Below are 20,061 nucleotides of genomic sequence, written 5' to 3' on the forward strand. Positions count from 1 at the left end.
ATTTTTAACGATCGTTCAATTGTAGCGGCGAGGAACGGGCGCATTGCCTGGGGAGGAGACATGACGCCGAACACTGTTCGGGCGCCGCAGGCCGGTGCCGGAAATCGCGACGCGTTCGCCCTGATCGGCGCCGGGCCGATGGGGCTCGCCATGGCCAAGACGCTTCAGGAGCAGGGGGTCGCCTTCCAGGGCTTCGAACTGCACGGCGACGTCGGCGGGCTCTGGGACATCGACGCGCCGCGCTCGACCATGTACGAGACCGCGCATCTGATCTCGTCGAAGACCATGACGGAATTTGCCGATTTTCCGATGGACGACGCGGTTGCCGAATATCCGTCGCATCGCGAACTGAAGCGCTATTTCCGCCGTTTTGCCGACCGCTTCGACCTGCGCCGGCACTTCCGGTTCAACTGCGAGGTGCTGCGCGCCGAACCCCTCGGTTCGGACGGCGACGGCTGGCGCGTCACCTGGCGCGACGGCGACGGCCAGATCCGCGACGACGTCTTCGCCGGCGTGCTGATCGCCAACGGCACGCTGTCGGAGCCGAACATGCCGGAATTCGCCGGCACGTTCTCGGGCGACCTGATCCATTCCAGCCAGTACCGGTCGCCGCAGCAATTCGCCGGCAAGCGGGTGCTGGTGATCGGCGCGGGCAATTCGGGCTGCGACATCGCGGTCGACGCCATCCATCACGGCGTCTCCTGCGACCTGTCCATGCGGCGCGGCTATTATTTCGTGCCGAAATACGTGTTCGGCAAACCCGCCGACACGATGGGCGGCGCGATCCGGCTGCCGATGTGGCTGAAGCGCCGCGTCGACGGCATGATCCTGAAATGGTTCGTCGGCGACCCGCAGAAATACGGCTTTCCGAAGCCGGATTACCGGCTCTACGAATCCCATCCCGTCGTCAATTCGCTGATCCTGTTCCACGCCGGCCACGGCGACATCCGCATCCGCGCCGATGTCGAACGTTTCGACGGCCACACCGTGCATTTCCGCGACGGGACGAGCGGCGACTACGACATGGTGCTCGCCGCGACAGGCTACCGGCTGCACTATCCGTTCATCGACGCGGAACTGTTGAACTGGAAGGGCGCCGCGCCGCATCTCTTCCTGAACTGCATGCATCCAGGCCGCGACGACCTGTTCCTGATGGGCATGGTCGAGGCGTCGGGCCTCGGCTGGCAGGGGCGGCACGAACAGGCCGAAATGGTCGCGCGCTACATTCGCGGCCTGCGCGGCGGGTCGCCGGCGGCGAAGGCCCTGCAGGTCGAAAAGGCGGCGGGCTTCACCCGCGCCACGGGCGGCATGCGCTATGTCGACCTGCCGCGCATGGCCTATTACGTGGACAAGGCGACCTTCCGCGATGCCGTGACGAGCCGCATCGCCAGACTGAAGGCGGCGGCGTGATGCAGGGCGACATCGACGGCGTTCTGCTCAATTTCAGCCCGGCCTCGCTGACCCTCCTGAACGGCATCCTGGCCATCGTGATGTTCGCTATCGCGCTCGACCTCAGGCCGGCCGATTTCCACGCGCTCGCCCGCGCGCCGAGATCGCTCGTCACAGGCCTCGTCTCGCAATTCGTGGTGCTGCCGGTCCTCACCTTCCTGTTCATCCTCGCGGTGCAGCCGCGACCGTCGATCGCGCTCGGCCTGATCCTCGTCGCGGCCTGTCCGGGCGGCAACATCTCCAATTTCATCACCCATCGCGCCGGCGGCAACACGGCGCTGTCGGTTTCGATGACCGCCGTCGCCACGGTGGCCGCCATCGTCATGACGCCCTTCAACATCGGGCTGTGGGGCAGCCTCTATGCGCCCACGCGGCAGATCCTGCGCGAGACGGCGATCGATCCGGTGATGGTGGCCGTCACCGTCTTCGCCATGCTGGTGCTGCCGCTCTGCCTCGGCATCGCGCTCAACGTGACGAGACCGGCGGTCGCGGCGCGCATCCGCCGGCCGATGCAGATGCTCTCCATGGCGATCTTCATCGGCTTCATCGCCCTGGCGCTCGCCGCCAACTGGGGATTTTTCCTCGCCTATATCGGCGCGGTCGCGGCGCTGGTGATCGCGCACAACACGCTGGCGCTCGGCGGCGGGTTCCTGACCGCGACGCTCGCCCGCGTGTCGCCCTATGATCGCCGTGCCATCACCATCGAGACGGGCATCCAGAATTCGGGCCTCGGGCTGATCCTCATCTTCGCCTTCTTCCACGGGCTCGGCGGCATGGCGGTCGTCGCGGCCCTTTGGGGCGTCTGGCACGCGATTTCCGGGCTCGGCCTCGCCTGGCTGATGGCGCGCAGCGAGGCGGCGCGATGACCCGCATCCTGATCACCGGCGCGGCCGGCGGCATCGGTCAGGCCCTGCTGCGAGAGATGCCAGGCGGCCACGAGGTGCTGGCGACCGACATCCGACGCCCGGCGCTGCTGCCCGACGGCGCCGGGTTCGAGACGCTCGATGTGCGCGGCGATGACGTCGAGCGCGTCATCGGCGACTGGAACCCGGAGGTCGTCGTTCACCTCGCCTCCATCGTGACGCCGCCGAAGGGCTCGGCGCGCGCCTTCGAACATGCCGTCGATGTCGAGGGCAGCCGCAAGGTGATCGACGCCTGCGTCGCCCACGGCGTCCGCCGCATCGTGGTCACATCGTCAGGGGCTGCTTACGGATATCACGCCGACAATCCCGTGCCACTGCGCGAAACGGACGCGCTGCGCGGCAACGAGGAATTCGCCTACGCGTTCCACAAGCGCCTGGTCGAGGAGATGCTGGCCGAAGCCCGTCGGGACCATCCGGCGCTGGAGCAGGTCGTGCTACGCGTCGGCACGGTGCTGGGCAAGGGGATCGAGAACCAGATCACGGCGCTGTTCCGCCGCGATCCGCTGCTCGGCATCATCGGGTCCGACAGCCCCTTCGTCTTCATCTGGACGCGGGACCTCGCCCGTATCCTGCTGCGCGCCGCGACCGACGGCCCGCCCGGCATCTACAATGTCGCGGGTGACGGCGCGCTCGGCACCCGCGATCTCGCCGCCGCGCTCGACCGCAAGGTGCGCTGGCTCTCGCCGTCGTTCCTGAAGCTTGCGCTGGGCGTCGCGCACCCGCTCGGCCTGTCGCGCTACGGTCCGGAACAGGTCCGCTTCCTGCAGTACCGGCCGGTGCTCGACAACACGAAGCTGAAGGCGCAGTTCGGCTACGTGCCGGACAAGACCAGCGCCGAGGTCTTCGCTCTCTGGCGCGAGGGCGCGGGGCTGTGAAGACGGCCGTCATCACCGGCGGCGCCGGTGGGCTCGGCCGGGCGCTGGCAAGGGCATTGCTGGCCGAGGGCTGGCATGTCGCGATCCTCGACCTTCCGGGCGACGAACTGGAGGCCGTGCGCGATCTCGGGGCGGAGGCCAGCGCCTGGCCGTGCGACCTGACGGACGAGAACGCGGTGCGGGCGGCCTGCGCCGGCATCGTCGCGTCGCGGCCGAGCGTGGATCTCGTGATCTACAATGCCGGCATCACCCAGATCGGCATCTTTGCCGAGATGGAGATGTCCGCCCATCGCACCGTCTTCGCGGTCAACTATTTCGGCGCGGTGCATGTCGCGGCCGAATTGCTGCAGGCGGTCCGGCAAAGCCGAGGGACGCATCTCGCGATCTCTTCGGTCGCGGGCTTCGCGCCGCTGCATAGCCGTTCCGCCTATTCGGCGTCCAAACATGCGCTGGAAGGTTTCTTTCGCACCCTCGCCAGCGAGGAGAGGCCCTTCGGCGTGTCGGTTCACATCGCGGCCCCGTCCTTCGTCGCCACCAATCCCGGCAATGCGCAGGAGCGCAAGGGCGGCATCGCCCGGCCCGGCTCGGCCAGCGACGGCATCGACTACATGGAGCCGGACGCTGCGGCCCGGATCATCCTTGACGGCGTTCGGCGTGGCCGCGCCATGATCCCGGTCGGCCGTGTCGCGCGGCTTGCCTGGTGGATCAACCGCTTCGCGCCGGCGCTCTATGTCCGTCTGATGGAGCGCAATATCGCCGACACGCCGCGCTGATTTGCGACAATTTAGGCAATGTCCTTGCGAAGCGATCACGATCATATGCTGATTGCCGCTAGGGAATTTGACGGATCGGCCGATGACGACGACACACATTTCGCGGCGACGAGCCGGTCTTTCGCCCCTGTTTCTGGCCGGTGGTTATGTCGCGCTGGCGATTGCCCCGCTCCTTCTGGCGGTCTTCGCCGAGACGCCGGTCGATCCATGGACGGAAGCGGCGTCGGCGCTCGGCATGGTGGCGGCCGTCATGCTGTTGCTGCAGCTTGTCTCGAGCGGCCGGTTCGAATTCCTGTCCGGGCGCGTCGGCATCGACATCACCATGGCGTTCCACAAATGGATGGCCCGGCTGCTGGTGGTCCTCGTCGTCGCCCACCCGCTCTTCTTCGTCCTGCCGATCGATCTTTCCCGTCCCTATTCGACCTGGAACCATGTCGTCGCGCTGCTCACGGCGCCGGCCAACGCCGCGGGCCTCGTCACGCTTGTGCTTGTGCTCTTGATGGTGCCGCTCGGCATGCTGCGCGACAGACTGCCCGTCACGCACGAGTTCTGGCGCGCGACCCATGGCGTGATGGCCATCGTTGCCGCCGTCGCCGTGCTCCTGCATCTCCTGCATGTGGGCATCTATGCCGAGAGCCTGGCCTTGCGCGTCTACTGGATCGGTCTCGCCCTTGGCGCGCTCGCGCTGGCGATCGGCGTCTACACCGTCCGGTTGCGCCAGATGCAGCGGCAGGACTGGGCGGTCGTCGCGCGCCGCAAGCGCGCCGATCGGCTGTGGGAGATCAGCTTGAAGAGCGCGTCCGGGCGGACACTCGACCATCAAGCCGGGCAGTTCGCATGGATCGCCTTCGCGCCGCGCCGCTTCCCGCTGTTCGACCATCCCTTCTCCATCGCCTCGCCGCCGAACGCAGAGGGGGAGGTGCGGTTTCTGATCCAGGAAGCGGGCGACTTCACCCGGGGGCTCGGCGGCCTGGAGATCGGCACGCCTGCCGCGCTCGACGGCCCGCATGGAAGCTTCACGCTGGAGGACCGGCAATGCGGGGCGATCGTGCTGATTGCCGGCGGCGTCGGGCTGGCGCCGATCCTGTCGATGCTCGCCGATCTCGCCCGGCGCGGTGAGACGCGCCCGGTGCGCTTCGTCTATGCGGCGCGGGACGCGGCGGCCCTGGCCGATCCCGCGCTCTTTGTCCCCCATCTGGAGGCGCTTGGCGCGCGGTCGACGATCCTGCTCGATCGCGGGCCGCTCGGTCCGAACCAGCGCCAGGGGCCGATCACGCGCGAGCATCTGGCCGAGGCGCTGGAGGGTCTCGATCCGAGGGATACGGCCGTGATGATCTGCGGGCCGGGCGGAATGATGAGCGCGGTCTGCCAGGGCGTCACCGGCCTCGGCGTGCCGCCCGCCCATATCCGCTACGAGCGCTTCGACTACCGGCAGGGACCGTCGACGGCGAAGGACCGGCAGGTCATCCGCAACTTCCGGCTTCTCGCGATGGTCATCGGCCTCGCCGTGCTGGGCTTTGCCTTCCGCTAGACCCGTACGCCGTCCGGAACCGCGACAAGGCCCTAGATCGCGAGAAGATAGGCCATCAGGTCGGCCTTGGCGTCCATGTCGGTCAAATGGTGGTCGGAGAGAAAATCGTCCAGCCAGTCGGCCCTGTCTTCGGGCGTGCCGCCACCGATCTTGCGCACGATCCGCGCCGCCGACGCGTGGCAGCCCACGCATTCGGCGATGTAGGTGTCCTTGCCCTTCGCCGCTTCACCGGATTGCGCCGATGCGCCGGCGGTTCCCGCAAGAAGCAGGAGAACTGCAAGTCCCGTTTTCGTCACCGGCGTCGTTCCTTTCGTTGGCGTGGCCGCTGGAGGCATCAAGCCCATGATTCCGGCAATATCCGGGCGGCCCTGACGCGTCTATGCGGCCGCCTTCATCCATGCGTCGAGCGCGGCCTGCTGCTCATCGCTCATGCGGATGCCGAGCCGGGTGCGGCGGAACAGCACGTCCTCGGCGGAGGCTGCCCATTCCTGCGCCATCAGCCAGCGGACCTCGGCTTCCGTGAGGCCGTGGCCGAAATCGATACCGAGATCGCCCGGGCGGGACGCATCGCCGAGAATCGTGGCCGCATCGGTGCCGTAGAACCGGGCCAGCCGGCGCAGCAAGGCCGGGTCGATGCCGGTATGGCGTTGCTTCAGCGTTTCGACCAGCGTCTCGAAGCCGGTGACGGCGAAGTCGCCGCCGGGCAGCGTCGCGCCCCTGGTCCAGGCCGGCTTGCGCTTGCCGAGCGTCGCCTCGATCTCGCCGAGCATCGATTCGGCGAGCCTGCGATAGGTCGTGATCTTGCCGCCGAAGACGTTGATCAGCGTGCCGTCGCCGAGTTCGGTGTCGCGGCGGATGACATAGTCGCGCGTCGCTTCCTGCGCCTTGGAGGCACCGTCGTCATAGAGCGGCCGCACGCCGGAATAGGTCCAGACGATGTCCTCCGGCTCCACGGGCTCGGCGAAATACTCGCTCGCCATGCGGCGCAGATAGTCCTTTTCCTCCGCGCTGATGCGCGGCGGTCCGTCCAGCGTTTCCTGCTCGGCGTCGGTGGTGCCGATCAGCGTGAAGTCGCCCTCGTAGGGAATGGCGAAGATGATGCGGCCGTCGGCGTTCTGGAAGATGTAGGCGCGGTCATGCGCGAATTTCCTGCGCACGACGATGTGGCTGCCGCGCACGAGACGCACATTGCGCGCGTCATTGCGTCCGAACACCGAGTTCAGCACCGCGTCCACCGCCGGGCCGGCGGCGTTCACGACGATGGAGGCGGTGACCGTGCGGGCCGTGTCGGTCGTCCGGTCGCGGAGGGTGACGTGCCAGCGGCCGTCGGCGAAACGGGCGCTTTCGGCGGCGCAGCGGGGCAGGACGGTCGCGCCCCGCGCCGCGGCGTCGCGCAGATTGAGGATCACGAGCCGCGAATCCTCCACCCAGCAATCGGAATATTCGAACGCCTTGCCGTAGCCGGGCTTCAGCGGCTTGCCCGCTTCGTCGCGGGTCAGGTCCAGCGTGCGCGTGCCGGGCAGCAATTTGCGCCCGCCCAGATTGTCGTAGAGGAACAGGCCCAGCCGCAGCAGCCAGGCCGGGCGCAGGCCCGAGTGATAGGGCAGGATGAAGCGCAGCGGCCGGATGATGTGCGGCGCCATGCCCCACAGCACCTCGCGCTCCATCAGCGCCTCGCGCACCAGCCGGAACTCGTAATGCTCCAGATAGCGCAACCCGCCATGGATCAGCTTGGTGGAGGCCGACGACGTGCCGCCGCCGAAGTCGCCCGGGTCGCACAGGCAGACCGAAAAGCCGCGCCCGGCCGCGTCGCGCGCCACGCCCGCTCCGTTGATGCCGCCGCCGATGACCAGGATGTCGTAATGCGGCGTCGCGTTATCCAATGTCGTTCTCCGTGTCCGTGACGATCAGGTCGACGCCGGCCCGCGCACAGATCTCGGCGATCTCGTCGGGCGGGGCTGCGTCGGTGATGAAGGTGTCGATGTCGCCGAGATGGCCGATCTGCACCGGCGCGCGGCGCTCGAACTTGGTCGTGTCGGCGACCAGCATCTTGACGCGCGCCTGTTCCAGGATCGCCCGGGCGACGCGCACTTCGCGATAGTCGAAATCCAGAAGCGCCCCGTCGGCATCGATCGCCGAAGCGCCGATCACGGCGCAATCCACCTTGAACTGCCGGATCAGGTCGATCGCCGCCTCGCCGACAATGCCGCCATCGGCCTTGCGCACCATGCCGCCGGAGATGACGAGCTCCACGCCCGGCGCGTCGGACAGGATCGTGGCGACGTTCAGATTGTTGGTGATGACCATCAGGTCGTGATGCCGGCGCAGCCCATGCGCCACCTGTTCGACGGTGGTGCCGATGTTCAGGATCACCGACGAGCCGTCCGGGATGAGCGAGGCCGCCCTGTCGGCGATGCGCTGCTTGGCGCCCGAGGCGATGTCGCGGCGCTCCTGCCAGGCGAGATTGACGGTGCTCGAGGGAAACACCGCGCCGCCATGCACGCGATGCAGCCGCTCCATGTCGCAAAGGTCGTTGAGGTCCTTGCGGATCGTCTGCGGCGTCACCGAGAAATGCGCGGCAAGCGTCTCCACATCGACCCGGCCCTTGCGGCGGGCGAGGTCGAGGATGTCCATCTGTCGCGGCGGCAGGGCAAGCATGATCGGGTCCGTTCGGGCGGTTGCGCGATTATCTTCGATAATTATCGTTTCATCTTCATTTGCATTCGCAAACTTTCATTTCAAGGGGAATCGCTGGCAAATCGGACTGCGACAATGGCGACGGGGAAGGCAACATCTTGCCGTAACGGTTATGCGAAACCGGCTGCGGCTTTACCCTCTATCCAAATCTTGAGAGCATCCCCCGGCCAGATTCGGCATCGCCGGACGCTGGCATTCAACCTGGGGAGGCGGACGGACCGCATGACGATTTCACCGCCGAAACAGGTGGCGCCCTATCGGGGCCGCGACCGCGATTGCGAGGCGGCGATCATGCCCGCCTTCGACGACGTGATCGAGGGGCTCCTGCGCTTCGGCCTGGAACCAGCGGAGATCGCGGCGATGCTCGGTGAGGCCTTCGAAACCGGGCAGGTCGACAATGCCCTGTCGGAAGACATGGGCACGGTGCGCGAATGGGCGATGCATGCGGGGTGGGAACCGGGCGAGATCGAACGGGCGTTCCGTACGCTCTCGGAAGTCGTGCGCGCCAGGCTCGCCGCCGGGGACACGTGATCCGGGCAGGCTTCAGAGGCCGCCGACCCGCCGCCGCTCGATGAGGCGCCCGAGCGCTGCCGCCAGCGCCAGAACGGCAAGGATCGCCCAGAACGTCCGCCGGCCTTCGAGGCGATACCAGGTGTCGTCGAGCCGTGCCGGCATGCGAGCCTCGATGGCGCCGCTGACGCCGTAGCCAAGCGCGGCGCTCTGGCGGCCATGCGCGTCATAGATCGCCGACACGCCGTTGTTGGCGGCCCGGATCACGGGCAGGCCGTTCTCGACGGCCCGGATGCGGGCCTGGTGGGCGTGCTGATAGGGGCCCGGCACGTCGCCATACCAGGCGTCGTTGGTGACGTTCACCAGCACCGTGGCCGGCTCGCCTTCCGCTTCGACCTCGTAGGGGAAGATCGCCTCGTAGCAGATCGAGGGCAGTACGACCGTGCCGCCGGGCAGGGCCATGGTGCGGCGGCGGTCGGCCGGCGAATAGCCGCGATCGGCCGCCGCGATCGCCTTCATGCCGATCCGCTCCAGCAGCGCCTTGAAGGGCAGATATTCGCCGAACGGCACAAGGTGCTTCTTGTCGGCGGCGTCGAAGATCACGCCGTCGCCGTTCAGCGCCAGGATCGAGTTGTAATAGGTGTATTCGCCATTCGAACCGGAGGTCTCGCCGATCCGCACCGCGCCGGCCAGCAGGATCTGGTCCGGGCCGAAGGCCTCGGCGATGGCGGCGACGGCCGACGGCGTTTCGGTCAGGAGGTAGGGCACCGACGTTTCCGGCCAGACCACGATGTCCGGCGCGGCGCCGTTCGGCCCGGCTTCCAGCGACAGCGCGATCAGTCCGTCGAAGATCGCGTTTCGCCGCGCGGCGTCCCATTTCTCCGACTGGTCGACGGCGGGCTGGACGATGCGCACCAGCGGGGCGGCCGGGTCGGCGTCGGTCGCGTCGGTCGCGTCGGCAAGACGCCAGAAGCCGAAGCCGGCATGTGCTGCGATGAGCAGCATCGCGACGAGCGCTGCCGGCACGGCGCGGCGACGGTCCTGCGCCAGGGCGGCGGGCAGGGAAAAGACCAGCACGGCGAGCGCGTTCATGCCGATCACGCCGACGATCGCCGCCGATTGCATCAGCACCGGCACCGGCATCGCCGCATAGCCGACGGCGTTCCACGGAAACCCGGTCAGGACGAAGCCGCGCAGCCATTCCGCAAGCCCGAAGCCGAGCGCAAGCGCCGCGATGCGGCCGAGCCCGTCGGACCAAACCATGCGCGCGATCACGGCGGCAACGCCGGCAAAGACCGCCAGCAGCGCCGGAATGGCAAGGACGGCGAAGGGCCACAGCCACAGGAACTCGCGTGCCTCGACGAACAGCGCGTTGCCGATCCACCAGAGGCCGGCGACGTGGTAGCCGAAGCCGAACCACCAGCCGGTGGCAAACGCCGGCCATGCGGTCGCGGTCCAGGAGCGCGACGGCCGCGCGATCGCGCCGTCCAGCAGCCAGACCAGCACGGGAAAGCCGACGAAACAGAAGATGAAGGCGTGAAACGGCGCCTGGCCGAGCACGGTCACCGCGCCGGCTGCCATGGCCAGCGCCGCGCGCCTCCAGCCGGTCGTCAGCAATATGCGGTTGGCCAGGCGCTTCATTGGCGGGTCCGAAGGCGAATCATCCTTCAGCGAGACTTATCAGCCAAGGCTGGCCGACGCGATGTTACTTGGTCTCTTCCGGCGCTTTTTCGGGCATGTCGACGGCCACGGGCTCCGCTTCGGCGGTGCTTTCGGGCGCGGTGGCGTGCGTCTCGGCGCCATGGGCGTCGCGGCGCGGCAACCGGCGCTTGGCGCGCACGATGCGCACCCGCTTGATGCGCCGGGGATCGGCCTCGAGCACCTCGAATTCATAGCCCGCGAAGGAGGCGATCACCTCGCCGCGCACCGGCACCCGGCCGAGCAGGGAGAAGATCAGCCCACCGACGGTGTCGACGTCGTCGTCCTCGCTGCGCGCGGCCTCCAGGAAGTCCGGGCCGAGCGCGTTGGCGAGTTCTTCCAGATAGACGCGCGCATCGGCGACGATGATGCCGTCTCCCGCCTCGGTGAACAGCACTTCCTCGTCGTCATGCTCGTCCTCGATGTCGCCGACGACCATCTCGACGATGTCTTCCAGCGAGACCAGCCCGTCGGTGCCGCCATATTCGTCGATCACCAGCGCCATCTGGATGCGCTGCGTCTGCATGCGCGCCATCAGGTCGGCGGCCAGCATGGAGGGCGGCACGAACAGCACTTCGCGCGCCAGCTTCAGTTCCTCGATGGTCCGGTCGAGCTGCACCCGCGACAGGTCGAAGCCCGCGGTGCTGTTGTGGCCGACGGTCGGGGTTTCCGTGTTGCGGCGCGTGCGTTTCTTTTCCGCCGCGAGCTTGGTGATCGCGGCGACCACGTCGCGGATGTGGACCATGCCGCGCGGATCGTCGAGCGTCTCGTCATAGACCGGCATGCGGCTGTGGCCGGACTGCTCGAACAGCTTGAGCAATTCGCCAAGCGTCGTCTTCTGGTCGACCGATTCGATCTCGGCGCGCGGGATCATCACGTCCTCGACGCGCACTTCGCGCAATCTCAGGATGTTGTTGAGCATCGCCCGTTCGCCGGGCGTGATGGTCTGGTCCCATTCGCCCTGTCCGGCGAGCGCGTCCTGCAGGTTTTCACGGATGGTCGCGGCCGATTGCGGGCGAAACAGGAAGATCAGCCGTTGCAGGAAGCCCGGCTGGCCGCGAGTCTTGCCGGCTTCCGCGCCGGGACTTCGCGGATCGGTCTCGTCTTCGCGAGGCGCCTCTGGCCTCGAGGCTTCACTGTCGGGACTGGTCATAAGCATCGAAACGGTCAATCGGTCTCAGAATAAGGGTCGGGAACGCCCATGTCAGCAAGAATCGCGCGTTCCGCGGTTTCCATCTGCTCAGCGTCTGTGTTCGTTTCGTGATCGTAACCCAAAACATGCAGAAAACCGTGAACGATCAGATGACTGAGATGGTCATCGAAGGGTTTGCCTTCAAGCGCCGCCTCGCGGCCCACGGTTTCGAACGCGATGACGATGTCGCCGAGCATCGGGCCCGGCGCGTCGCCCGGCGAAAGCGCGAAGGCGGGAAAGGACAGGACATTGGTCGGCTTGTCCTTGTCGCGCCACTGCGCGTTGAGCTTGCGCATCGCCGCGTCGTCGGTGAACAGGACGGAGAGTTCGCTCTCCGCGTCCTCCAGTCCGAGACGGGCAAGGGAGGCCGCGACGGCGCGCTCGGCAAGCGCGTGCAACGCTTCCTCGCCGGCCCAGTCGCCGGCCTCGACCGCAACATCGATCTCGATGGTCAAGCCTGTCAGCCCTGCCGCTCGTAGGCCGCGACGATCTTGGCGACCAGCGGATGGCGCACCACGTCCTTTTCGCCGAAGCGCACGGTGACGATGCCGGCGACGCCGTCCAGCACCTGCATCGCCTCGACCAGCCCGGATTTCGCGCCGAGCGGAAGATCGACCTGCGACGGATCGCCGGTGACCATCATGCGCGAGTTCTCGCCCAGACGGGTGAGGAACATCTTCATCTGCATGGAAGTCGTGTTCTGCGCCTCGTCGAGGATGACGGCGGCGTTGGTCAGCGTGCGGCCGCGCATGAAGGCGAGCGGCGCGATCTCGATCACGCCGGCGGCGAGCGCCCGTTCCACCTTGTCGGCGGGGATCATGTCATAGAGCGCGTCATAGAGCGGCCGCAGATAGGGATCGACCTTCTCCTTCATGTCGCCGGGCAGGAAGCCGAGCCGTTCGCCCGCCTCCACGGCCGGACGCGACAGGATGATCTTTTCCACGGCGCCGCGCTCCAGCAGCATCGCCGCATGGGCGACGGCCAGGAAGGTCTTGCCGGTGCCGGCCGGGCCGATGCCGAAGACGAGCTCTGAGCGGTCGAGCGCGCGGATATAGGCGTCCTGGTTGGGCGTGCGCGCGAAGACGGTCTTCTTGCGCGTCGCGATCTGCGCGGCGGCGAGCTTGGCGGGCGCGGCGATGGTCGGCAGCGAAAGCTGGTCGTCGGCGGCAACCGCCATGCGCAACGCTCCGTCGACGTCGTTCGTGTCCGGTTCCTCGCCGCCGGCGGCCAGCCGGTCGTAGAGATAGTCGAGCGCGCGGCGCGCCTGCTCGGTGGCGGTCGCCTCGCCGCGAATGCTCACCTGGTTTCCCTTCGAGCGGACATCGACGCCGAGGCGCTGCTCGATCAGCGCCAGGTTCTGGTCGAACTGCCCGTAAAGCGCACGGGCGTGATCGTTGTTGTCGAAGCTCAAGACGATATGCGCCATATCGGAGGCGCCGGATGCACGGTTCGCGCTGGCTTCTGCTGTCAAGCCTACGGTTCCACTTCCCTGTTATCCGCGATCAGGCTGTTCGCGGAGACTCGCGTGATTCGCACGGTAACAATGTCACCGATTTTTCCGACATTTTCATCACAAACCACAGGCTGCAACCACGGAGACCGGCCGACAAGCTGTCCGGGCTCGCGACCGGGTTTTTCCAGAAGCACCTGCATGGTCTGGCCGATGAGGCCGCGCATGAAGGCGGATTGCTGCTCTTCCAGGAGCGCCTGCAACGCCTGCAGCCGTTCCGACTTGACCGGTTCGGGCACCTGCGCGCCCATGTCGGCGCCCGGCGTGCCGGGGCGGGGCGAATATTTGAACGAAAAGGCCTGCGCATAGCCGACATCGCGGATCAGGCGCATCGTGTCCTCGAAATCCTCATCCGTCTCGCCGGGGAAGCCGACGATGAAATCGCCCGACAGGGCGATGTCCGGGCGCGCCGCGCGGATGCGATCGACGAGCCGGCGGTATTCGTCGCCGGTGTGCTTGCGGTTCATGGCCTTGAGGATGCGGTCGGACCCGGCCTGAACGGGCAGATGCAGATAGGGCATCAGGCTGTCGAGATCGCGATGCGCCTCGATCAGCGCGTCGTCCATGTCGCGCGGATGGCTGGTCGTGTAGCGCAGCCGGTCGAGCCCTTCGATCGTCGCGAGTTCGCGCAGCAGCGCGCCGAGGCCCCATTCGCGCCCGTTCGGACCCTCGCCGTGCCAGGCGTTGACGTTCTGGCCGAGCAGGGTGACCTCGCGCACGCCCGAGGCGGCGAGCTTCCGCGCCTCGGCGACGATCTGCGACACGGGCCGCGAAACCTCCGCCCCGCGCGTATAGGGCACCACGCAGAAGGTGCAGAACTTGTCGCAGCCTTCCTGCACCGTCAGAAAGGCGGTGACGCCGCGGGCGCGCACCTGCTTCTCGTCGCGGGCCGGCAGTTTCTCGAACTTGTCCTCGATGGCGTATTCGGTCTCGACCACCTTGTCGCCGGACCGGGCCTTCGAGACCACCTGCGGCAGGCGGTGATAGGTCTGCGGCCCGATCACGAAATCGACCACCGGCGCGCGGCGGATGATCTCCTCGCCCTCTGCCTGGGCGACGCAACCGGCGACGCCGATCAGCATCTCCGAACCGGAGGCGCGGCGCTGGTCGCGCAGCTTGCGCAGGCGCCCGAGTTCCGAATAGACCTTCTCGGCCGCCTTTTCGCGGATGTGGCAGGTGTTGAGCAGGATCATGTCGGCGTCGTCCGGCGTCGCCGTCTCGACATAGCCGTCCGCCCCCAGCGCATCGGCCATGCGCTGGCTGTCATAGACGTTCATCTGGCAGCCATAGGTCTTGACGAAAACCTTGCGCGTGTTCGACGAGGCCGGGGCGGCCTCGCGATCCAGAAGTTCTGCGATATCGTTCATGCCCGGTCCTTAGCGGTTTTTTGCGCCGCTTGGAAGCTGCGCGCGTCCGCGCAGCGCCTCGGACGCCATGGCGCGCACGGCCTCCTCGCAGGCCGCGGCGAGCGCCTTGCGGTCGGGCATCTGCGTGGCGACGATCGGCTCGCCGAAGATGATGGAGACGTCCAGCGCGCCGGCGGCCAGCACGCCCAGCACATGCGGGCCCAGTTCGACGTCGCCCGGCCAGGCCGCGACCGGCCGGTCGTAGCGCCCCATCGGCACGCCGTGCACGCGTGTGTAGACGATGGCGACCGGCTGGACATGGATCGGCCCGTCGCCGCCCGGCTTGTCCTTCGAGGCGTCCGCCCGTCTGCCGGCCTCCACGCCGACCGCGCCGAACAGCGCGGATTTGAACGGCAGGATGAAATTGCCGTCCGAGGTCGTGCCTTCGGGAAACAGGACGATCGTGTCGCCGCGTGCCAGCCTTTCGCGGATGCGCGCGGCCTGTTCGCCCGCCGTGCCGCGGCGCGCGCGTTCGATGAAGATCGTTTCCTGCAGTTTCGCCAGGGTCGAGACCCCCGACCAGCCGGCGATTTCGTGCTTGGCGACGAACGAGACCGGCGTGGCCGCGCCGAGCGCGACGATGTCGAGCCAGGAGGCGTGATTGGCGGCGATCAGCACGCCGATCCCGTCATGGCGCGCCGGCCGGCCATGCACGGTGACGCGCAGGCCGAGCAGGCGCGAGGCGATGCGGTGCCACCCATGCGGCAGGCGTCGCCGCAGTGGCCGGCCGCGCCGGATGGCAAGGATCTGGACGGGCGCCATGAGCGCCGTCATCGCGACCAGCGTGGTGAGGATGAACGTCAGACGGATGCGCCGATACACCGCCTGTCAGTCTCCGTCCTCGGCCTTTTCGTCGAGGGGCACGGCATAGAGTTCCAGCCGGTGATCGACGATGCGGTAGCCGAGTTCGCGGGCGATTTCCTCCTGCAGCGCCTCGATGCGCGCATTGCGGAATTCGATGACCTCTCCGGACTTCACGTCGATCAGGTGATCGTGGTGCTCGTCGGGGATCGGCTCGTAGCGGGCGCGGCCGTCGCGGAATTCGTGCTTCTCGATGATGCCGAGATCCTCGAACAGCTTGACGGTGCGATAGACGGTCGAAATCGAGATGTTGGGATCGGCGCTCGAGGCGCGGCGATACAGTTCCTCGACGTCGGGGTGGTCGAGCGCGTCCTGCAGCACGCCGGCGATGACGCGGCGCTGGCCGGTCATGCGCATGCCCCGCTCGACGCAGAGTTCTTCCAGCGTTTTCGCCTTGTCCTCGGTCACGCCACCCGTCCGTTTCGAAGTAGCGCGGTTGCTAGCGAAGATCGCGGCGCATGACAAGCGCGGCGGTCTTGCGACCCGAGGGATCGCGGTAATAGTCGGGACGGCCGCCGACCTGGAAGAAGCCGAGCCGGCGATAGAGCGCCAGCGCCGGCCGGTTGGTCTCGTCGACCTCCAGGAACACCGATTCGATGCGGTCGCGATGCGCCTTCGACAGGACGGCGTCCATCAGCTTGCGGCCGAGGCCGTGGCCCTGCCAGTCGGGCGCGACCGTGATGGTCAGGATCTCCGCTTCGCCGGCGACGCCGCGCGCCAGCACGAAGCCGAGGATGCGCGCCTTGCCCCAGGTCAGTTCGCGCACCACGAAGCCGAAGGTCGTCGGTTGCGTCAGCATGTCGTGGAACTCGCCATCCGTCCACGGCCGCACGAAGCTGTGGGCGTGGAGATCGGCCATCGACCGCGCATGCGCGTCCTCCAGCGGATCGACCACGACGTCGAGCGGCCAGAGCCAGCCGAACAGCGTCCATTTCATCGCGCGCTCCCGTCCGAGGTGCCGGTGCGGGCGACGGCGAAACCCTGCTGCGGCTTGGCGTCGGCGCCGCGCAGATAGAGCGGTTTCGGGTCCTGCGGCGCGGTGACGGAGAGGCGCGCCACGGTGGCGATCGAGCCGGTCGCCCGGTCCTGGACCGCCGCGATGCCGCGCGCGCCCGCGAGATCCGCCGCCGCGTTGCCGGCAAGAAGCGCCGTGTCGGCCGGAATCGCCCCGGCGGCCGCCTCTTCCTCGACGGCCGCGGGATCGCTCGTCGGCCGGTTGTCGGCGTCGAAACTCTGCATGAAGACCTGGCCCCGCCCGCCGCTGACCGCGACCGTGACGGGACCGGGGGCCTCGCTCAGCGCGTCGGCGGCCAGTGCGGCCAGCGTGGTCACGCCGATGACGGGGACGCCGAGCGCCAGGCCGAACCCGCGTGCCGCCGCGACGCCGACGCGGATGCCGGTGAACGAACCCGGGCCGACGGCGATCGCGATCCGTCCGAGATCGGCATATTCGGCGCCGGCGTGGCGCATGACGGCTTCGACGGTCTCGATCAGCTGCTCGGCATGGCCGCGCCCGATGTCGCGTTCCTCCGAAGCCAGCACGCGATCCGTCGCGTCGTCCCAGAGGCAGGCGGAACAGAAATTGGCGGCGGTGTCGATGGCGAGCGTGAGCATCGAGATTGGTTAGTCGAGGCTCAACGCCTCCGCAAGCCGCTCACGCCCCGCCGAACGCGACGGGCGGATCGTAATTCGGCCTCACCGGCGTCTCGACAAGGAAGGTCTGGCCGGCCAGCGGGTCCGCCGCGCGTGCCGCCGCGTCCAGATCCTGGAACGCGGTGGTGACGGCGATCCGTCCGTCGCCGGCGAAGGCCGGGCAGGTGGTCTGCGCCGCCGGAATGTCGATCGATTGCAGCGGATTGCCCTGCGGCGAAAATTGATTCAGCCGGCCGATGCCGTAGCGGGCGAGCCACAGATTGCCGTCGGCGTCGCAGATCGCGCCGTCGGGCGCGCCTTTCTGCGCGCCGAAATCGTGGAAGAGGGCGGGTTCGCCGATCGGCGCGCCGTTGGCGGGGTCGACGGCGACCGTCATCCACTGGCGCTTGCGCGAATCGACATACCAGGCCCGCGTCCCGTCGGGCGAAAAGCAGGTGGCGTTCGGAATGCTGATCCGGTCGAACAGCACTTCGACCGTGCCGCGGAAATAGCGGTAGATCGCGCCCGCGCCGTCTTCCGCCTGCTTGCCCATCGTGCCGAGCCAGAAGGCGCCGGACGGGTGCACCCGCGCGTCGTTGCAGCGCGTGGCGGGGGTGTCGGCCTCGATCGGGCGGTGGAACACCGTCTTGCCCGTGGCGGTGTGCAGGATGTGCAGGCCGGTTTCCGTGAAGATCAGGTCGCGTTCGGCGTCGATCACCGCCATGGCGCTCGCCATCTCCGGCAGGTCCAGAACCGTTTGCGTGCCGCTCGGCAGATGCAGCGCGTAACGCTTCGCTTCCAGGATGTCGAACCAGAACAGGGTTTGGCGGGCGGGGTCGAAGGTCGGCCCTTCGCCAAGCCGGCAGGGCGTTTCGGACAGGACCGTCACGCCTGATTGCGTCGCCTCCATCGTCACATCATGCCTCCGTCGGCGATCAGGACCTGCGCGGTCACCATGCGGGCGGCCGACGAGGCGAGGAAAAGGCATGGTCCGACCATGTCCTCCGGCTGGATCGGCTCCTTGAGGCATTGCCGGCCGATCATCTCGGCGAGGCCCTCCTCGGTGACCCAGAGTTCCTTCTGGCGATCCGTCATCACCCAGCCGGGCGCGATCGCGTTGACACGGATGTTGTCCGGTCCGAGCTTGCCGGCCATGCCCTTGGTCAGGCCGACAATGCCGGCCTTGGCCGACGTGTAGGCGGGCATGTCGCCGATATTCAGCATGAAGGCGGTGGAGGTGAAGTTGACGATCGCGCCGCCGCCGGCCGTCTTCATGCCGTCGGCGACGGCCTGGATGGTGAAGAAATGCGGGCGCAGATTGATCGCCAGATTGTTCTCCCAATAGTCCTCGTCGACCGCGTCCATCTCGTGACGGTCATCGCGCGCGGCGTTGTTGATCAGGATCGTGACCGGCCCATGCGCCGCGGCCGCCTGTTCGACTGCGGCCCGCAAAGCGGCGATGTCGCGCAGATCGGCGTTGAGGAAGAGCGGCGCGTGGCGCGCACCGGGCGTCAGCCGGTCGACCAGCGCCCGGCTGGGCGCCTCGGCATTGTCGATGAAGGCGACCTTCGCGCCCTGCGCGACGAACGCCTCGCTCAGCGCCGCGCCAATTCCCGACCCGCCGCCCGTGACCAGCACGGAGGCGTCCCTCAAATCCTCGTAGATCGCCATGAATTGTCCTCCCTCGGCCTTCCCCCGTCGCGCATGCTATCGCCGCAGCGGGAAAGGTGCAAAGCCGATCGAGGGGTGGGCAAGGTTCGCGCCTGCGGCAACGGGGCCGATGCCGGCCGGGCGGCCTCAGGCGGCGTTGGACGTCGCTTCGCGCGTCAGGAAGGAATAGAGCGCTTCCGGGTCGGCCGTGGCGCGCAGATTGGCGATGCGCACCGGGTCGCGCAGCACGCGGGCGATGCGCGACAGGGCCTTCAGATGGTCGGCGCCGGCGCTTTCCGGCGCCAGCAGCAGGAACACGATATCCACAGGCTGGTCGTCCAGCGCTTCGAATTCGATCGGCGTGTGCAGCCGCGCGAAGACGCCGACGATCCGCTCCACTTCCGCGAACTTGCCGTGGGGAATGGCGATGCCTTTCCCCACGCCGGTCGAGCCGAGACGCTCGCGTTGGAGGATCGTGTCGAAGATTGCGCGGGCCGAGAGGCCGGTTTGTTCGGACGCTTTTTCCGCGATCGATTGAAGGAGCTGTTTCTTGGAGCTTACCCGCAAATCCGGGATGATCGCTTCCTGTGTGACAAACTCACCGAGATCCATCTGCCTATCCTTGCGGACAATCCGAGCACCAGCGCGCGCGAGGGCGGCGCGTTTCAACACATCCGAATTAAGACTGCTTGATTGAGCCCGGGTCTATCCAGCCAATGTTTCCGTCGGCACGGCGGTAGACGAGATTGACGTCGCCGCTGCCTGCATTGCGGAACACATATACCGGGTTATCCTGCAGGTCCAGTTGCAATACGGCCGTCGAAACCGGCAGGGTCGCCAGCTTCATCGAGGTTTCGGCGACCACGACCGGCGCGAAATCTTCGGGAAGCTCCTCCTCCTCGGTCTCCGGCACAGCCTCCAAAACGCGGTATGCATATTCCTCGGTGCGGCTCGCGGCCTCTTCGCTGTGATGCGATTTGAGGCGGCGCTTGTAGCGGCGCAGGCGCTTCTCGATGCGCTCGGCGGCGGCGTCGAAGCTGGCCTGCGGCTCCTGCGCCTCGCCCGTCGCCTGCAGCACGACGCCCGAATCCAGGTGCAGCATGCAGTCCGTCGTGAACCGGTTGCCGGCCTTTTCCACAGTCACGTGACCATTGGCGCCCCGGTCGAAATATTTGGACAGGGCCTCCTCGATGCGGTCCTCGATGCGGAGGCGGAATGCGTCGCCGACATCCATGTGCTTCCCAGAAACGCGCAAACCCATGTGTCACTCCTTCTTGCTTCTTCGTTGGGGCGGAAGGGCCGCCCAAACCACAGATTGGGCGAAAGATGCAAGACTGTGAAGAGACGCTGACAG

Annotated in this window: 22 protein-coding genes; 6 read left to right on the forward strand and 16 right to left on the reverse strand. The window is 67.5% G+C overall.

Features of this window, described 5'->3' with window-relative positions; all coding sequences use genetic code 11:
- Positions 1–60 precede the first annotated feature (60 nt).
- The 5 genes from MRY80_RS22860 to MRY80_RS22880 all read left to right on the forward strand — a co-directional run bounded on the left by MRY80_RS22860 (position 61) and on the right by MRY80_RS22880 (position 5,551).
- Positions 61–1,410, forward strand: a complete 1,350-nt coding sequence (locus MRY80_RS22860; protein ID WP_293293555.1) for an NAD(P)-binding domain-containing protein — start codon at positions 61–63, stop codon at positions 1,408–1,410.
- Positions 1,410–2,315, forward strand: a complete 906-nt coding sequence (locus tag MRY80_RS22865) for a bile acid:sodium symporter family protein (RefSeq protein WP_293293556.1) — start codon at positions 1,410–1,412, stop codon at positions 2,313–2,315. The genes MRY80_RS22860 and MRY80_RS22865 overlap by 1 nt, the downstream gene beginning before the upstream one ends.
- On the forward strand, positions 2,312–3,247 hold the full coding sequence (locus tag MRY80_RS22870) for an SDR family oxidoreductase (protein ID WP_293293557.1): 936 nt from the start codon (positions 2,312–2,314) through the stop codon (positions 3,245–3,247). The genes MRY80_RS22865 and MRY80_RS22870 overlap by 4 nt, the downstream gene beginning before the upstream one ends.
- Positions 3,244–4,020: an SDR family NAD(P)-dependent oxidoreductase gene (locus MRY80_RS22875; RefSeq protein WP_293293558.1), complete on the forward strand. Its 777-nt coding sequence runs from the start codon at positions 3,244–3,246 to the stop codon at positions 4,018–4,020. Before MRY80_RS22870 ends, MRY80_RS22875 begins: the two co-directional genes overlap by 4 nt.
- An 82-nt stretch (positions 4,021–4,102) precedes the next feature.
- A complete protein-coding gene (locus MRY80_RS22880) occupies positions 4,103–5,551 on the forward strand; it encodes a ferredoxin reductase family protein (RefSeq protein ID WP_293293559.1) in 1,449 nt (482 codons plus the stop codon).
- 32 nt (positions 5,552–5,583) lie between these two features.
- Here the strand turns inward: MRY80_RS22880 and MRY80_RS22885 are convergent, their stop codons facing one another.
- From MRY80_RS22885 to MRY80_RS22895, 3 genes are all read right to left on the reverse strand, one after another.
- The gene (locus MRY80_RS22885) at positions 5,584–5,847 is read right to left on the reverse strand and encodes a hypothetical protein (RefSeq protein ID WP_293293560.1); all 264 of its coding nucleotides are present in this window, start codon (positions 5,845–5,847) and stop codon (positions 5,584–5,586) included.
- A gap of 81 nt (positions 5,848–5,928) precedes the next feature.
- A complete protein-coding gene (glpD, locus tag MRY80_RS22890; RefSeq protein WP_293293561.1) occupies positions 5,929–7,434 on the reverse strand; it encodes a glycerol-3-phosphate dehydrogenase in 1,506 nt (501 codons plus the stop codon).
- Positions 7,427–8,209 carry a DeoR/GlpR family DNA-binding transcription regulator gene (locus tag MRY80_RS22895; RefSeq protein WP_293293562.1) on the reverse strand — a complete coding sequence of 261 codons (783 nt, stop codon included), beginning with the start codon at positions 8,207–8,209 and terminating at the stop codon, positions 7,427–7,429. The genes glpD and MRY80_RS22895 overlap by 8 nt, the downstream gene beginning before the upstream one ends.
- Positions 8,210–8,470: 261 nt before the next feature.
- Here MRY80_RS22895 and MRY80_RS22900 point away from each other — a divergent pair, with 261 nt between their 5' ends.
- Entirely contained in the window at positions 8,471–8,779 is a 309-nt protein-coding gene (locus MRY80_RS22900) for a hypothetical protein (RefSeq protein WP_293293563.1), read from the forward strand.
- Between the two features lie 12 nt (positions 8,780–8,791).
- Here the strand turns inward: MRY80_RS22900 and lnt are convergent, their stop codons facing one another.
- From lnt to raiA, 13 genes are all read right to left on the reverse strand, one after another.
- Positions 8,792–10,399: an apolipoprotein N-acyltransferase gene (lnt, locus tag MRY80_RS22905; protein WP_293293564.1), complete on the reverse strand. Its 1,608-nt coding sequence runs from the start codon at positions 10,397–10,399 to the stop codon at positions 8,792–8,794.
- A gap of 64 nt (positions 10,400–10,463) precedes the next feature.
- The gene (locus MRY80_RS22910) at positions 10,464–11,615 is read right to left on the reverse strand and encodes a hemolysin family protein (RefSeq protein WP_293293565.1); all 1,152 of its coding nucleotides are present in this window, start codon (positions 11,613–11,615) and stop codon (positions 10,464–10,466) included.
- Positions 11,616–11,623: 8 nt separating this feature from the next.
- Complete coding sequence (ybeY, locus tag MRY80_RS22915; protein ID WP_293294200.1) at positions 11,624–12,112, reverse strand: rRNA maturation RNase YbeY; 489 nt, start codon at positions 12,110–12,112, stop codon at positions 11,624–11,626.
- On the reverse strand, positions 12,109–13,074 hold the full coding sequence (locus MRY80_RS22920; protein WP_293293566.1) for a PhoH family protein: 966 nt from the start codon (positions 13,072–13,074) through the stop codon (positions 12,109–12,111). The genes ybeY and MRY80_RS22920 overlap by 4 nt, the downstream gene beginning before the upstream one ends.
- Before the next feature lie 47 nt (positions 13,075–13,121).
- Positions 13,122–14,525 (reverse strand): tRNA (N6-isopentenyl adenosine(37)-C2)-methylthiotransferase MiaB, encoded by a 1,404-nt coding sequence (miaB, locus tag MRY80_RS22925; RefSeq protein ID WP_293293567.1) that lies wholly within the window; start codon positions 14,523–14,525, stop codon positions 13,122–13,124.
- A 9-nt stretch (positions 14,526–14,534) separates the two neighbouring features.
- Positions 14,535–15,386 carry a lysophospholipid acyltransferase family protein gene (locus MRY80_RS22930; RefSeq protein WP_293293568.1) on the reverse strand — a complete coding sequence of 284 codons (852 nt, stop codon included), beginning with the start codon at positions 15,384–15,386 and terminating at the stop codon, positions 14,535–14,537.
- A gap of 6 nt (positions 15,387–15,392) precedes the next feature.
- Positions 15,393–15,782 (reverse strand): Fur family transcriptional regulator, encoded by a 390-nt coding sequence (locus tag MRY80_RS22935; protein WP_293294202.1) that lies wholly within the window; start codon positions 15,780–15,782, stop codon positions 15,393–15,395.
- An 82-nt stretch (positions 15,783–15,864) separates the two neighbouring features.
- Positions 15,865–16,362 (reverse strand): ribosomal protein S18-alanine N-acetyltransferase, encoded by a 498-nt coding sequence (gene rimI / locus MRY80_RS22940; RefSeq protein WP_293293569.1) that lies wholly within the window; start codon positions 16,360–16,362, stop codon positions 15,865–15,867.
- A complete protein-coding gene (gene tsaB, locus MRY80_RS22945) occupies positions 16,359–17,039 on the reverse strand; it encodes a tRNA (adenosine(37)-N6)-threonylcarbamoyltransferase complex dimerization subunit type 1 TsaB (RefSeq protein WP_293293570.1) in 681 nt (226 codons plus the stop codon). Before tsaB ends, rimI begins: the two co-directional genes overlap by 4 nt.
- 40 nt (positions 17,040–17,079) lie before the next feature.
- Positions 17,080–17,967 (reverse strand): SMP-30/gluconolactonase/LRE family protein, encoded by an 888-nt coding sequence (locus tag MRY80_RS22950; protein WP_293294204.1) that lies wholly within the window; start codon positions 17,965–17,967, stop codon positions 17,080–17,082.
- A gap of 2 nt (positions 17,968–17,969) precedes the next feature.
- The gene (locus MRY80_RS22955; RefSeq protein ID WP_293293571.1) at positions 17,970–18,728 is read right to left on the reverse strand and encodes an SDR family oxidoreductase; all 759 of its coding nucleotides are present in this window, start codon (positions 18,726–18,728) and stop codon (positions 17,970–17,972) included.
- Positions 18,729–18,854: 126 nt separating this feature from the next.
- Positions 18,855–19,319 (reverse strand): PTS IIA-like nitrogen regulatory protein PtsN, encoded by a 465-nt coding sequence (ptsN, locus tag MRY80_RS22960; protein WP_293293572.1) that lies wholly within the window; start codon positions 19,317–19,319, stop codon positions 18,855–18,857.
- 67 nt (positions 19,320–19,386) lie between these two features.
- Positions 19,387–19,968: a ribosome-associated translation inhibitor RaiA gene (raiA, locus tag MRY80_RS22965; RefSeq protein WP_293293573.1), complete on the reverse strand. Its 582-nt coding sequence runs from the start codon at positions 19,966–19,968 to the stop codon at positions 19,387–19,389.
- Between the last annotated feature and the right edge of the window lie 93 nt (positions 19,969–20,061).

It is taken from the genome of Oricola sp., from assembly GCF_022763245.1.
Taxonomy (GTDB): Bacteria; Pseudomonadota; Alphaproteobacteria; order Rhizobiales; family Rhizobiaceae; genus Oricola.